Genomic DNA, 14,186 nt, shown 5'->3' on the forward strand with positions numbered 1-14,186 from the left:
GTGACGCGGAGGGCTTATTCGGCCAGATCCACATCCTCGAAGGTGAAATCGCCAAGCGGGCTCATCTTGAAGCCCGACACCTTGGTCGACATCGGCACATACTGGGTCGAATGTGCGATGGTCAGCCAGGGCGCCTGTTCCTTGAAGATCACCTGCGCCTGTTCATACAGCGCGGTGCGTTCGGCCTGATCGGCGGTCACCTTGGCCTGTTGCAGCAGATCCGAGAATTCCTCGTTGCACCAGAACGCCCGGTTCGCGCCGCCTTCCTTGGCGGATTCGCAGGACAGCAGAACCGACAGGAAGTTGTCGGGATCGCCGTTGTCGCCGGTCCAGCCCAGAATGACCGCACCGTCGCGGCCCTCTTCCATCGATTTCGACAGATATTCGCCCCATTCATAGGACACGATTTCCGCGCTGACACCGACCTTGGACAGATCTTCCTGCATCAGCTCGGCCGTGCGGCGGGCATTGGGCATGTAGGGACGCTGCACCGGCATCGCCCAGATGTTCATCGACAGATCGGTGACGCCCTCTTCCTCCAGCATGGCCTTGGCGGCTTCGGGATCATAGGCATCGTCCTCGACCGCGTCGTTATAGGACCACATGGTCGGCGGCAGCGGGTTCTTGGCCGGTTCGGCCGCGCCCTGGAACACCGCGTCGATGATGGCGTCCTTGTTGATCGCCATGTTCAGCGCCTTGCGGACCTTCGGATTGTCGAAGGGCGCGATGGTGGTGTTATAGGCCAGATAGCCCACGTTCAGGCCCGGCTGTTCGTCCAGCTTCAGGCTGTCGTCACCCTTGATCGATTCCAGATCGGCGGGCGAGGGATAGGGCATCAGGTGACATTCGCCGGCCTTCAGCTTTTGCAGGCGCACGGCGGAATCGGGCGTGATCGCAAAGACCAGATCATCGATCATGGGCGCGGTGCCCCAGTAATCGGCGTTCTTCTGGTAACGGATCACCGCATCCTTCTGATAGGCCACGAATTTGAACGGACCGGTGCCGATCGGCAGGTTGTTCAGGTCTTCCATCGTGCCGGCCTCGGCCAGCGTGTCGGCATATTCCTTGCTGACGATCGAGGCGAAGGGCATGGCGATATTGGCCAGGAACGGTGCCTCGGGCTGGTTCAGCGAGATCTTGACGGTGTAGTCGTCGATCTTCTCGATCGATTTCACCAGGTTCGGCATGTCCATGGCGGTGTAATATTCATAGGTGATGCCCGGAATATACTGGTGCCACGGATGTTCGGTATCGCCCTGACGCTGGAACGAGAAGATCACGTCATCGGCGTTGAAATCGCGCGTCGGGGTAAAGCTGTCATTCGACTGCCATTTCACACCTTCGCGCAGGTGAAAGGTGTATTCGGTGCCGTCCTCGGACACGTCCCAGCTTTCGGCCAGGCCGGGCATGACTTCGGTGGTGCCCTTCTTGAATTCGGTCAGACGGTTATAGATCGGATGCGCCGAGGCATCGAAGGTCGTACCGGCGGTATAGGGCGACGGGTCGAACCCCTCGGGCGAGGCTTCCGAGCAATAGACAAAGGTCTTTGCTTCGGCCACGGCGGTGGTCAGCGCCAGCGCCGACACGGCCAGAAGGCTGCGGGACAGATATTTCATGCGAATGATCCTTTTCGCTCTCTGTTGAACTTGTGATCGCGTTGTCATTCCACGGGGGATTCGCGATGCTTATTCTGTAGGCATATACCTGACGGGGGCAGTTGTTCTACTGCCAACGCATGAGACAGACCGCTTTCCTGCACAAGGTGCAAGTGCGACGTAAGGTAAAGACTGCTTACCCAAATGGTCGATCCAGATCCTGCGAAGGCGGGCAGAACCAACGCGGACCGGTCTTCGTCATGACGGCGATATCCTCCAGCCGGACCCCACATTCGCCATAGACACACAGCATCGGCTCGATCGAAAAGCACATGCCGGGTTGCAGCGGGGTCTGGTTGCCCTTTACGATCCAGGGTTCTTCGTGGATATCCATGCCCAGACCGTGCCCCGTGCGATGGGGCAGGCCCGGCACGTCATAGCCCGGCCCGAAGCCCGCGGAAACCATCACCGCCCGCGCCGCCGCATCGACGGCCTCGCAGGCGACGCCGTTGCGCGCGGCTGCAAAGGCTGCGGCCTGCGCGGCCCGCTCGACCTGCCACAGTTGGCGCTGACGCGGGGTTGCCGTGCCAAAGACATAAGTGCGGGTGATGTCGGACTGATAGCCGTTCAGCGTGCCGCCCATATCGACCAGAACCATGTCGCCGTCCTGCAGGGTCTGGGGATCGGGCACGCCATGCGGATAGGCGGTTGCCTCGCCGAACTGGACGGCATTGAACAGGGGCTTCAGGCCCGACGCCCGATGCGCGGCGTCGATGAACTGCCCGATCTCGGTCGTGGTAAGGCCGGGGCGCAATCCGGCATGCACCGCCCGCTGCACGCGCCAGCTGGCGTCCATCGCGGTCTGGATGATGGCGATCTCGGCCTCTGACTTGATCTGGCGCAGCCCGGCGATGATTGCCCCCGCATCGCTGACCTGTCCTGCCATCACCCGCATGAACCCCGCCGCAAAGCGGAACGGTGTCGCGGGATCAAGCGCCAGCCCCGCGCCCGGCTGCCCGGCCAGATGATCGGCGACCAGCGCGAATGGGTCCTCATCCTCTTGCCACATCAGCTTGGGGCCCGCGATGATCAGCATGCCGTCCAGCTTGGGCGCTTCGAAGACGGGTGTCAGATAGACGGGCGGTCCGCTGGCGGTGATCAGGGCGCCGTGGATACGTTCGGACTGACCCAGACGCAGCCCGGTGAAATAGCGCAGCGATGTACTGCCATCCAGCCAGATGCCCGCCAAACCGACAGTGCGAATATGGACCTGCAACGCCGAAAGCCGGGCCAGATGAGCCTCGGCCGAGATCGTCGGTGCCGCGACCGGTGTGAATTCTGCCAAGGCCCGTGTCAGGTCCATCGCGATCCCCCATGCGTTTCCGGCTTTCTGGTTCAAATCGCCCCCGGTGTCGAGCCGCCGCCCCCGCGCCGAAGGCGCGTCCGGCCTAGCGGCAGCGACCGGCACGGGTTTTACCCGTGCCGTCCCCCCCGACCCCGATCCTCACGCCGAGGTGTTGATCCCCGGGCGGAACCCGAGACATTGTCAGGGGTTTGGTCTGGCCAAAACCAGCCCACCAAGGATCATCTCATGGCCCATGCCCCCCTGTTTCAACCCGGCAAATTCGGTGACATCCAGATCGCGAACCGGATCGTCATGGCCCCATTGACGCGGTCACGTTCCACGCCGGGTGACAATCTGCAAACTTCGTTGCATGCAACCTATTATGCACAGCGTGCTTCGGGCGGTCTGCTGATCAGCGAGGCCACCCAGATCAGCGATGAGGGCCAGGGCTATGCCTGGACGCCGGGGATCTTCACGGATGCCCAGATCGATCACTGGCAGCCGGTGACCAAGGCCGTTCACGACGCGGGCGGCAAGATCGTCTGCCAGTTGTGGCATGTCGGTGCGATCAGCCATAACGTCTTTCAGGACGGGCAGCCCCCGGTGTCGGCAAGCGCCTGGACCCCGAAGGGCGAGGCTTTCGTGGGTGACCTGCATCCCGACGGGCCGACCCTGCCGCATCCGCAAGCCCGCGCCCTGCGTCTGGATGAAATCCCCCGCCTGATCGAGGATTACCGTCACGCCGCCGAATGCGCCAAGCGCGCAGGCTTCGATGGGGTCGAGGTTCATGGCGCAAATGGTTATCTTATCGACCAATTCCTGCGTTCATCGGTCAACAACCGCGACGATCAGTATGGCGGCTCGGTCGAGAACCGGATCCGATTGCTGGTCGAAGCGGTGGATGCAGCGATCTCGGTCTGGGGTGCAGGCCGCGTCGGCGTTCGACTGTCTCCGCAAGGCGGCCCCGGTGGCAGTCATGACGACGACCCCCGGACCCTTTATGTCGCGGCCGCGCGCGCCTTGTCCGGCAAAGGGTTGGCATATCTGCATGTGATCCGCCCGAACGACTTTACCAGTGACGGCAATGGCAAGACCGAAGCGGCCCAGCTGATGGCCGAAATGAAGGCAGCCTTCGGCGGACCGTTCATCGCGAATGGCGATTTCGGGGCGGCCGAAGCGGCCGAGTGGGTCGGCGATCACCGGGCCGATGCCATCGCCTTTGGCCGCAGCTATCTGGCCAATCCCGACCTTCCGGAACGCATCGCCCAGGACGGACCCTATAACGATGCCGACCCCGCGACATTCTATGGTGGCGGCGCGGAAGGCTATACCGATTATCCGACGCTGCCGAATACCTATCGCAAAGCGGGCTGAACCTTGAAGAGGGACGGGGCGGGCAAAGCCCGCCCCGCTCGCTGCCGCCAGGCCGAAGGCACCGTGCCAGCAAGGCCGGCACGGTGCGGTCGCACCCCGCCCATCGGCCTTGGACACTTCCCTTTGCCATAAATTTCCGGATCTGGGCCTGAGTGTCGCCAGCCTCGGCCAAGACATCGACCGCCCCATCGCCCGGTTGTGGACGGGCCGACGCAGCGCACAGGGTGTCCCGCGCAATTTCGCTGGAAAGCCCAGCACCGGTTGCGTCGAACGATCCTGTCACGGCGCTTTAAGAACCATATCCTGTACGTTGATTTATCTTACTTAAAATACCTGCGCCAGACCTTGTGCCACACCGCAAGGCACGCCAGCCTTGTTCGCAACCGTCGGCCAGTGATCGCGATTTTTTCTGGCAATGAGGCCACTGATCAGATCACGAAGTTCCTCGGGCGCGGTCATCCGCTTGGGGTTCGCGTCGCGGCGCGGGTCTGCCATGCTCCAGCGTTTCCGCAAACCGTGTCAGAACCTGGTCATGCGAGGTCCCCCTTGCGACCTCGACCGCCTGGCCCAGCTTGGTCTTGTCGCGCCGATAACCAAGGCCAGGATCCCCGGCTCGGCACAGACCACCGCGACCAGATCACTGACTGGGGCGGCGGCACAGGTCAGGGCGCCGTCTGCCTCGCCGTAAACGCCCATGAAGCCACTCATCGCCTGGGCGATGAAGTCGAAGGCTGGCTATCGACAGAGGGTCCGCTGCGGCCATGGCTATTGATTCGGGTCACGAACAGGCGCGGGTTCGGATCCTTCGGCGCCGTTGCCTCAAGGCCCAGCTTGGCCAGCGCGCCGCGGCTAAAATTACTGACCAGAATATCGACATCAGCCAGCAGGCGGCGTGCCAAAGCAAGCATGATCGGCATTCCAGGCAGAATCTGTTCCGACTGCTGCGTCCGTTGGGGAGAGAGCGGATCAGATGCCCTGATGGATCGACCTTCTCAGGCCGGGATCGCTTTGAAACCGCATCGCTCGCAATGTCCGCGAGGGTATCACCGGCCTTGCGCTGAAGCACGAAGACCTGACACCGCGCGAGCTGGCGGTGAATTACACCGATGAGCAGCGGTACTTCGTCTTGAATCCTTCGTATATCGCCTTTCTCTATGCCGGCCCATGTGGTGATCTGGGCGGCCTATATGTTCCGTGGCAAGACCGCCCGGCGCCGCGAACATTGGTAGACCTGCTTCACCTATCTTAGGACGATTGGCTGAGTCTGGTTCTGTCTCGATAGCATGTTCGATGACCACAGCCGCGACGCCATCGCCTGAAAGCTATGCGCGACGATGAAGGCGCAGGATGTTGCCGACTGGTTGGAGCTGGCGCTGAAGGCGTAGGGTAAGACTCGTCAACGGTGGTGTGCTGATCCCGATTGCTGACACTAGATGTGCCGGAAACGGGCACCACGGCGGCGATGCTGATTTCGCTGAACATCCAACCCGGACCGCTGCTGTTCCAGCGCAGCCCAGATCCGGTCCGGGATCTGGTCGCGGCGCTATATCCTGCCCGCCGCGACCGCAGGGAAGCGGCCTGAGGTTCCGGCATCGTGTCGTGCGGGGCCGGAACCGTGCGCCTATTCCGGGGCCTCGACCAAGATCTTGACCTGCGATTTCTCGGCCACCAGCGCCTCGAACCCCTGCTGGACGATCTGGTCTAGCTGGATGCGCTTGGTGACCAGCCGCTCAGCGCTGAAATAGCCCTGTGTCATCAGCGACATGACAGCGGGATAGACATTGCGATAGGCGATGGTGCCTTTCAGCTGCCGTTCCTTCAGCACGACGCTATTGGGCTGAAACGCTGCCTCGCTTTCCCAGATCGAGACGATCAGAACCTGCCCCTCGAAGTTGGTGGCATCGATGCATTGCGCCAGAACCGCGGGCACGCCCGTCACCTCGAAGGCGGTATCGACGCCGATCCCTGTCGCCGCGCGAATGGCGGCCACCGCATCCTGTGCCATCGGATCGACCGCCGAGGTCGCGCCCAGTGCCAGCGCCCGTTCACGCCGCTGGGGCGAGGGTTCGACGACATGGATTTCCGAGGCACCGGCGACGCGCAGCGCCTCGACCACCAGAAGCCCGATGGGACCGGCGCCGAACACGGCCGCCTTGTCGCCGGCCTTGATCTGGCTCAGCCGGACGGCATGCAGCGCCACGGCGGCGGGTTCGACCAATGCCCCCTGTTCCATCGACAGGCTGTCGGGCATCTTGTGTGCCATCCCCGCAGGCACGACTGAATAGGCCGCAAAACCGCCATGCCCGCCCGAAAGCCCCACAAAGCCAAGGCTGTCGCAAAGATTGTATTTCCCGGCGCGACAGGCGGCGCAGGTGCCGCAGGCAAAGATCGGTTCGATCGCCACCCGGTCACCAACGGCCAGATCCGCCACCCCGTCGCCCAGTTCGGTGATCGTGCCGCAATATTCGTGGCCCATTGTGATCGGGGCCTTGTCATGGCTAAGCGGGTGGTCTTGTTCCACCGGCACGAAGATCGGACCGGCCAGATATTCGTGCAGATCGCTGCCGCAAATTCCGGTCCATGCCACCTTGATCTTGACCTGACCGGGGCCGACCGACGGCTCGGCCACCTCTTCGACGCGAATATCCTTTGCACCATGCCAGCGTGCTGCCTTCATGGGTTCCTCCTATGTCATTCGGTATCTGAAAGGGCGGTGCCGCGGGCGGGCCTCAGCACCGCAGAAATGTCAGGACAGGTGATGAACGTCCTGGACGCGATAGATGGGGGTGTCGATCCCCTCCATCCGGGCCTTCAGCTGCAACGCCAGATACAGCGAATAGTGCCGCGACTGATGCAGGTTGCCGCCATGGAACCACAGCGCCTGCTGTTGGGTGGGTTTCCACATGTTGCGCTGTTCACCTTCCCAGGGGCCGGGATCCTTGGTGGTATCCGACCCAAGACCCCAGACCTTGCCGACCTTGTCGGCCACTTCCTGCCCGATCAGGTCCGCAGCCCAGCCGTTCATCGACCCGAAGCCGGTCGCATAGACGATCAGATCGGCGGGCAGCACCTCGCCATTGTCCAGTTTCACGCCATCCTCGACGATCTCGGTCACCTGACCCTTGGCCAGTTTCACCTCGCCGTCGATGATCAGTTGGCTGGCACCGACATCGATGTAATAGCCCGACCCGCGCCGCAGGTATTTCATGAACAGGCCCGACCCATCATCGCCCCAGTCCAGCTTGAACCCGGCCCGTTCCAGCCCGTCATAGAACTCCTTGTCGCGTTGCCGCATCTGGTCATAAAGCGGGATCTGAAACTCGTGCATGATCCGGTAGGGCAGCGAGGCAAAGATCAGGTCGGCCTTTTCGGTGGTGACGCCGTTGCTGACCGCCTCTTCGGAATACAGCGCGCCAAGCCCGATCTCCATCAGCGTGTCGGATTTCACGATATGGGTCGAGGACCGCTGAACCATCGTGACATCGGCATCATGTTCCCACAGCGCCGCCGCGATATCATGGGCCGAGTTGTTGGACCCGATGATGACGACCTTCTTTCCGGCATAGGCATCGGGACCGGGATGATGCGAGGAATGCTGCTGTTCGCCCTTGAACCGCTCGGCGCCGGGGAATTTCGGCACGTTCGGCTTGCCCGACATGCCGGTCGCCAGAACCAGTTGCCGCGGTTTCAGCACGACCTCCTGGCCGTCGCGATCGACCACGACCGTCCATTCGCCCGTCGCCTCATCGAAGCTGGCGCGCTTGCAGGTGCTGCGCGTCCAGTAGTTCAGCTCCATCACCTTGGTATACATTTCCAGCCAGTCGCCGACCTTGTCCTTGGGGGCAAAGACAGGCCAGTTGTCCGGAAACTTGATATAGGGCAGATGATCGTACCAGACGGGATCATGCAGACAAAGCGACTTGTACCGCTTGCGCCACTGATCGCCCGGACGGTCATGGCTGTCCAGAACGATGGTCGGCACGCCCAGTTGCCGCAACCGCGCCGCCAGTGCGATACCGCCCTGACCGCCCCCGACGATCACCGTATAGGGTTGGTGGTCATAGCCCAGTTGCGCGGCCTCGGCCTCGCGCGATTCCTTCCATGTCACGCGGCGCTTGTCTGCGCCGTGCTGGGCACCAAGCGGGCGGCGGCGGCCCTTGGGTTCTTCATGGCCCTTCAGTTCCTGCATCGTGGTCAGAAGGGTCCAGATCAGCCCGTCGCGGATACGGATCAGCCCGTAGCCCCGCGCAACCGCGGTTTCAAAGGTGATCCAGGCGGTGACGACACCGCCGTCCTCGGTCGGGATCTCATCGGGATCCAGCCGCCAGCCCGAGGGCCGCGCGGCGGGCAGTTGCGCGGTCAGCATGTCGGCGATCTGCTCCCGGCCCTCCATCGTGCGCAGGTTCCAGGTAAAGCTGACCAGATCGCGCCAATAGCAATCGGTCACGAACATCCCGGCGGCGGCCTGCGCATCGCCGGCCTCCAGCGCGGCACCGAAACGGTCCAGCAGGTTCTGCACCTGCGCGGCAAGCGTGGAATCAAGCATCTGATCTCCTCCCATCATGCGTCTTGATGGGGTCAGCGTGCCGCGCGGGCCGAGACCGGGCTAGGAATTTTGCGCGAATGCTGCGCTGCGGCGGCGCTTTCGGTGCATCGCGGTTGCAGGCGCAACGGGGTGCAACATCGCGCGCAACGGTCTGGCCCGGATATGCTGCGGGGCAGCAGGATCACTGTCGCGGCGACAGGCCCAGACGCTGTGCCCGGCGCAGAACGGTCGAGCGATTCACCCCCATCCGCCGCGCCGCCTGCGCCATGTTCCAGCCACAGGCCTCCAGAACCGTTTCCAGATCTTCACCGCCCTCGTCCCGACGCAGCACGGGGGCGGGCAGGTCGGTGACATCAATGACCGGGCCTTCGGCAAGGCTGGCGGCGACCTGCAACGCGCTGCCCAGTTCGCGCAGATTGCCGGGCCATTCGCGCGACCGTAATTCGGCGCGGGCAGCGGGCGACAGGCGCAGGCCATCGGCGCTGCTTTGGCGCAACAGCCGGTCCAGAAGCCCGTCGAAATCGCGGCGCAGGCGCAGCGGCGGCAGTGTCAGAACCGCGCCCGCGACCCGGAAATACAGATCGCTGCGGAACGCGCCTGCCTGAACCCCGGCCGCCAGATCGGCACGGGCAGAGGCGATCACCCGCAGCTTGCTGTCATGCAGCAGCCGCAGCAACGCGGCCTGACCGGCCGGTGACAGATCGTCGATGCCACGCAGAAACAGCGTGCCCGCCTGATCCTTGCGATCCTGCAATGCGAGGATCGAGGCCGGGTCCAGCGCGGCGCAATCCAGCGTCGCGAAACCGCGTTCGGCAGTCCCGCACATATGGATCGCGCGGGCCAGTTTCTGTTTGCCGGTGCCGGTCTCGCCCGCGATCAGCAGGGGCACGGACGTCTGCGCAAGCCGCGCGGCCTGACCCAGCAGCCGTTGCATTCCGGGATCGCCCCCCGCAAGGCTGGACAGCCCGCCGGGCAAAGACTGTCCCGAAACGCGCGGCTGTCGCGGGTTCTGCGGGGCAATCGCATGACCGAACAGCGCGCGCCCATCCGACAGCCGGATCACCCGTTCCTCGGTCGGGCGACCTCGCATCAGTTCAGGCAGATCGTCGATGCCGATTTCGGTCAGCCGGTCGATGCGTTGCCCCAGAATATCGCCCCCCTGCCCCAGCAGGCGTTGTGCGGCATGGGTCATGCCGATGATCTGGCCCCCATCATCGACGGCCACGGCGGCTTCGGGATCGACCTCCAGAAATTCGGGGCTTGCGGAAAAACGCAGCACCCATTCGCGACGGGTCATCGCCATCAGATTCGCCATCTCGACCCGCCTTGCGGCGGCCGTGACCAGCGACATCGCCAGATTCTGGCTGGCCTTGGGCTGAGGCGACCGCAGCAGTGACAGATCCAGCACCGCCGACAGATGCCCCGACGTGTCAAAGATCGGCGCGGCGGTGCAGGACAATGGCGTGTGATGCAGGTCGAAATGATCGGTCTGATGGATCGTCACCGCCTCGCCCGTAATGATGCAGGACCCGACGCCGCAGGTTCCGGCCAGCTTTTCGGACCAGTTCGCGCCCATATAAAGGCCCGCGCCGCGCAACTCATCCTCGAACCGGCGGTCGCCGAAGAAATCGACCGTCACGCCCGCCGCATCGGCCAGCAGCAGGACGTAATTCTGGCCTGCCACCTGCCGGAACAGATGATCCAGACCGGACCGGGCAATGGCGATCAGACGCTCGGACTGTTCGCGATGGACGCGCAGCTCGGTTTCGGTCAGCACCTGCACGGGCGAGGGTCGCGCCGGGTCCAGCCCCCAGGTCTCGACACAGCGTCGCCAGCTGTCGCGAACCACATCGTCGCGCCCGGTCAGCCCCCCGTTCAGGACCTGATCTATTTCCTGTGCATGTGCCCCAACCTGCATGTGCCATTCCTCCCCTTGGGGAAACTATGACACGGCAGGGCCAGAAAATCTGTCGTATCTTGGTCGAATGGGCGAACTACGGATCAGCCCTGCGGGGTCATGGCCCGACGCTGGCGGCTGCGTTCCAGGCCCAGTTGCCGCTCGCGCCAGATGATCAGCAGCCCCGCCACGATCACCAGCGCGGACCCGATCAGCACGACAAGGCTGGGCGCCTCGCCAAAGATGAACCAGCCGATACCGACCGCAAGGATCATCGACGTATAGTCGAACGGCGCCACAAGCGAGGCATCGGCAAAGCGATAGGCCGAGGTCAGCAGGATCTGCCCGACACCGCCCAGAAGCCCCATCGTGACCAGCAGGGCGGCGGTGGTCGCATCAGGCATGACCCAGCCAAAGGGCAGGCTGATCAGGCTCAGCACCGTCGCCGTCACCGAAAACCAGAACACGATCGCCGATGTGCGTTCGTCCTGCACCAGCTTGCGCACGAAGATCTGCGCCAGCGCCGCGCAGGTCGCACCGCCAAGCGTCACCACCGCGCCAAGGCTGCGGGTCAGGTCCGGCACGACCGCATGGCCCAGCCCCAGCTGCGGCGACAGGACGACCAGCACACCCAGCAGCCCAAGCCCGACCATGCTGAGCCGGAACAGGCGCACCTCTTCACCCAGAAACATCGCGGCGAAGATCACCACCAACAGCGGCGCCGCATAGCCGATCGCGGTGACCTCGGGAAAGCTCAACAGCGACAGGCCCCAGAAATTCAGCGCCATCGCCGCCGTGCCGACCAGCCCGCGATAGAAATGCCCCATCGGACGGAAGGTGCGCAGCCCGATCGACAACTCACCCCGCATGATCAGCCAGACAAGGATCACCGGGATCGCAAAGAAGGACCGGAAGAAGACCTGCTCGCCCGCCGGAACGCCGATTTCGGGGCCCGATGTGGCCTTGACCAGCGCGGCCATCGCCGTGAACACGGCCACGCTGCCGCATTTCAACAAGATCCCGCGCAGCGGATAGTCGGATGCTGTGGGCATTCCGGGCAGTTTCCCTTCGTGCGACATGGTGCGGCCCGTGGTCGCGCACGGCCACTGGGACCCTGCCTAATCCAATCCTGCCCGCCGTGCCAGCCATGCCTGTCCGCCGATGATGCCGCGCGGCCACGGCAGATGCGATTTCGCCGTGGACTGCTTGTTTTCCGGCCAGCCTGGGCGCATATTCCGCCGTATATCTCCGGTGACCGGGCCCCTCTGGCGAATGCGGCGGCACATTCGTGATGTCGGCACCAATTCGAGACTCGCCGCAGGACATTTCATGTCATGACGATCCACAATTCCGCGCCCGCGCGTCCCGTTCTGGGATATTTCAAATGGGCCTTCATCGTCACCTTTCTGGGTCTGGCACTGGGTGCGGTCCTTGGCTGGCAGACCACCGGCACCATCGGCGGCATGGCCAGCATCTTTTTCATCTGCGCGGTTCTGGCGGTGCTGGAAATCTCGCTGTCCTTCGACAATGCGATCGTCAACGCCAACAAGCTGAAGACCATGACCCCGGTCTGGCAGCGCCGCTTTCTGACCTGGGGGATCCTGATCGCGGTCTTCGGGATGCGGATCGTCTTTCCGCTGCTGATCGTGGTCATCGCCGCCGGCATCGGGCCGTGGCAGGCGCTGGTGCTGGCCGCGACAAAGCCAGCGGAATACGCCCATATCATGCACGAGGCCCATCTGCCGATCGCGGCATTCGGGGGCACCTTCCTGATGATGGTCGGGCTGAACTTCTTCTTCGATCAGGAAAAGGACATTCATTGGGTGCGCTGGCTGGAACAGCGGATGCAGGAATATTCCAGCATCCGTGGCGTCGAGGTGGCCGTTGTCCTGCTGACCGTCATCGGCTTTTCGCGCCTTCTGGGCGAGGCCGACCGCGAGGTGTTCATGAACGCCGCGATCTGGGGCCTGCTGACTTTCCTTCTGGTCGAGGTTCTGGGCGGCTTTCTGGATCGTTCGCAACAGGCCCTGAAGGCGGGCGCGCAAGGCGGGCTGGGCGCGTTCCTGTATCTGGAGGTGTTGGACGCGTCTTTCAGCTTTGATGGCGTGATCGGTGCCTTTGCGCTGTCGCAGAACCTGTTCATCATCGCCATCGGTCTGGGCATCGGCGCGATGTATGTGCGCTCGATGACGATCATGCTGGTCGAAAAGGGCACGCTGGCCGAATACCGCTATCTGGAACATGGCGCCTTCTGGGCGATCATCGCGCTGTCGATCATCATGTTCGCGCAATCGCTGGTTCATATCCCCGAGGTGATCACCGGGCTTGGCGGTGCCGGGCTGATCGGCCTGTCGCTGTGGTCCTCGGTCAAGGTGAACCGGCGGGCGCGGGACCACCAACTGGCGGCATAGATCGCGGTTGCGGGCGGCTTTGGCCGCCCGTTTCACATCCGGCGTTGAACGAGCTGCCAAACTGATATATTAGTGCATGTATCGTTTTGGGGAGAACATGATGCTGCACCCACAGGACCTGCAAAAGATCATTCGCCACGGCCTGCTGTCCTTTCCCGTCACCCCCTTCGACGCCGATGACCGTTTCGCCAAGGCGCCGTTTCAGGCGCATCTGGAATGGCTGTCGCAATATCCGGTCGCGGGCCTGATCGTCGCGGGCGGCACCGGAGAGATGTTCTCGCTTGCCCCGTCGGAAATCGTCGAGGTCGTGCGCGCCACGCGCGAGGTGGCGGGCGATCAGCCGGTGCTAGCGGGCTGCGGCTATGGCGTGCGCATGGCCTGCGACCTGGCGCAGGAAATCGAGGCCGCGGGCGGCGACGGCATCCTGCTGCTACCCCATTACCTGACCGAGGCCCCGCAGGAAGGGGTCGCCGACCGCGTCCGCGCCGTCTGCCGCGCGACGAAGATGGCGGTGATCTTCTACAATCGCGGGCAGTCGCGGATCTCGGCCCAGACGCTGGCGCAACTCTGCGAGGAATGCCCGAACCTGATCGGCTTCAAGGACGGCACCGGCGATATCGACACGGTGCGCCGGGTGACGGCGACGATGGGGGACCGGCTGTCCTATATCGGGGGCATGCCCACGCACGAGCTGTTCGCACAGGCCTATCGCGGGGCGGGGATGCCGACCTATTCCTCGGCGGTGTTCAATTTCGTGCCGGAAACGGCGCTTGCCTTCCACAAGGCGTTCCTTGCGGGTGACGATGCCGGATGCGAACGGCTGCTGAAGGATTTCTACTATCCCTTCGCCGCCATCCGGGATCGGCAGACGGGCTATGCCGTGTCAGCGATCAAGGCGGGCGTGCGGCTGCGCGGCTTCAATGCGGGCCATGTCCGCGCGCCCCTGACCGATCTGGACGAGGTCGAGACCGCGATGATGCGCGACCTGATCGCGGGCCGCGCCTGAGCGATCGCCGCG

General features: G+C 63.6%; 13 protein-coding genes. 4 read left to right on the top strand and 9 right to left on the bottom strand.

Annotated elements, in window-relative coordinates; genetic code table 11:
* Window positions 1–14: 14 nt before the first annotated feature.
* Entirely contained in the window at window positions 15–1,616 is a 1,602-nt protein-coding gene (locus tag BMX67_RS07470) for an ABC transporter substrate-binding protein (protein WP_090733764.1), read from the bottom strand.
* A gap of 175 nt (window positions 1,617–1,791) precedes the next feature.
* On the bottom strand, window positions 1,792–2,958 hold the full coding sequence (locus BMX67_RS07475) for a M24 family metallopeptidase (protein ID WP_090733765.1): 1,167 nt from the start codon (window positions 2,956–2,958) through the stop codon (window positions 1,792–1,794).
* 228 nt (window positions 2,959–3,186) lie between these two features.
* Between BMX67_RS07475 and BMX67_RS07480 the strand changes: the two genes are divergently transcribed.
* Window positions 3,187–4,314, top strand: a complete 1,128-nt coding sequence (locus BMX67_RS07480; RefSeq protein ID WP_090733767.1) for an alkene reductase — start codon at window positions 3,187–3,189, stop codon at window positions 4,312–4,314.
* Between the two features lie 324 nt (window positions 4,315–4,638).
* Here BMX67_RS07480 and BMX67_RS19545 read toward each other — a convergent pair whose 3' ends face one another.
* Genes BMX67_RS19545 through BMX67_RS07485 form a run of 3 tightly spaced genes read right to left on the bottom strand, consistent with a single transcriptional unit; the run spans window position 4,639 to window position 5,231 of the window.
* A complete protein-coding gene (locus BMX67_RS19545; RefSeq protein ID WP_175479842.1) occupies window positions 4,639–4,809 on the bottom strand; it encodes a CoA transferase in 171 nt (56 codons plus the stop codon).
* A 24-nt stretch (window positions 4,810–4,833) separates the two neighbouring features.
* Window positions 4,834–5,022, bottom strand: a complete 189-nt coding sequence (locus tag BMX67_RS20040; RefSeq protein ID WP_425438969.1) for a hypothetical protein — start codon at window positions 5,020–5,022, stop codon at window positions 4,834–4,836.
* Window positions 5,019–5,231 carry a CoA transferase gene (locus tag BMX67_RS07485; RefSeq protein ID WP_090733768.1) on the bottom strand — a complete coding sequence of 71 codons (213 nt, stop codon included), beginning with the start codon at window positions 5,229–5,231 and terminating at the stop codon, window positions 5,019–5,021. Before BMX67_RS07485 ends, BMX67_RS20040 begins: the two co-directional genes overlap by 4 nt.
* 503 nt (window positions 5,232–5,734) lie before the next feature.
* Here BMX67_RS07485 and BMX67_RS19550 point away from each other — a divergent pair.
* Window positions 5,735–5,896, top strand: coding sequence for a tripartite tricarboxylate transporter permease (locus tag BMX67_RS19550; RefSeq protein WP_175479835.1), 162 nt, complete (start codon window positions 5,735–5,737; stop codon window positions 5,894–5,896).
* A gap of 39 nt (window positions 5,897–5,935) precedes the next feature.
* Here BMX67_RS19550 and BMX67_RS07490 read toward each other — a convergent pair whose 3' ends face one another.
* The 4 genes from BMX67_RS07490 to BMX67_RS07505 form a co-directional block, all read right to left on the bottom strand.
* Window positions 5,936–6,991 carry a 2,3-butanediol dehydrogenase gene (locus BMX67_RS07490; protein WP_090733770.1) on the bottom strand — a complete coding sequence of 352 codons (1,056 nt, stop codon included), beginning with the start codon at window positions 6,989–6,991 and terminating at the stop codon, window positions 5,936–5,938.
* Window positions 6,992–7,060: 69 nt separating this feature from the next.
* Complete coding sequence (locus tag BMX67_RS07495) at window positions 7,061–8,860, bottom strand: NAD(P)/FAD-dependent oxidoreductase (RefSeq protein WP_090733771.1); 1,800 nt, start codon at window positions 8,858–8,860, stop codon at window positions 7,061–7,063.
* Between the two features lie 181 nt (window positions 8,861–9,041).
* The gene (locus tag BMX67_RS07500) at window positions 9,042–10,778 is read right to left on the bottom strand and encodes a sigma-54-dependent Fis family transcriptional regulator (RefSeq protein ID WP_090733773.1); all 1,737 of its coding nucleotides are present in this window, start codon (window positions 10,776–10,778) and stop codon (window positions 9,042–9,044) included.
* Between the two features lie 83 nt (window positions 10,779–10,861).
* Window positions 10,862–11,809: a DMT family transporter gene (locus tag BMX67_RS07505; RefSeq protein WP_090733774.1), complete on the bottom strand. Its 948-nt coding sequence runs from the start codon at window positions 11,807–11,809 to the stop codon at window positions 10,862–10,864.
* A 282-nt stretch (window positions 11,810–12,091) separates the two neighbouring features.
* On the opposite strand from BMX67_RS07505, the gene BMX67_RS07510 reads away from it, so the two are divergent.
* A complete protein-coding gene (locus BMX67_RS07510; RefSeq protein ID WP_090733775.1) occupies window positions 12,092–13,168 on the top strand; it encodes a DUF475 domain-containing protein in 1,077 nt (358 codons plus the stop codon).
* 103 nt (window positions 13,169–13,271) lie between these two features.
* Complete coding sequence (locus tag BMX67_RS07515) at window positions 13,272–14,174, top strand: 5-dehydro-4-deoxyglucarate dehydratase (RefSeq protein ID WP_217645815.1); 903 nt, start codon at window positions 13,272–13,274, stop codon at window positions 14,172–14,174.
* Window positions 14,175–14,186 lie beyond the last annotated feature (12 nt).

The organism is Paracoccus homiensis, assembly GCF_900111675.1.
Taxonomy (GTDB): Bacteria; Pseudomonadota; Alphaproteobacteria; order Rhodobacterales; family Rhodobacteraceae; genus Paracoccus; species Paracoccus homiensis.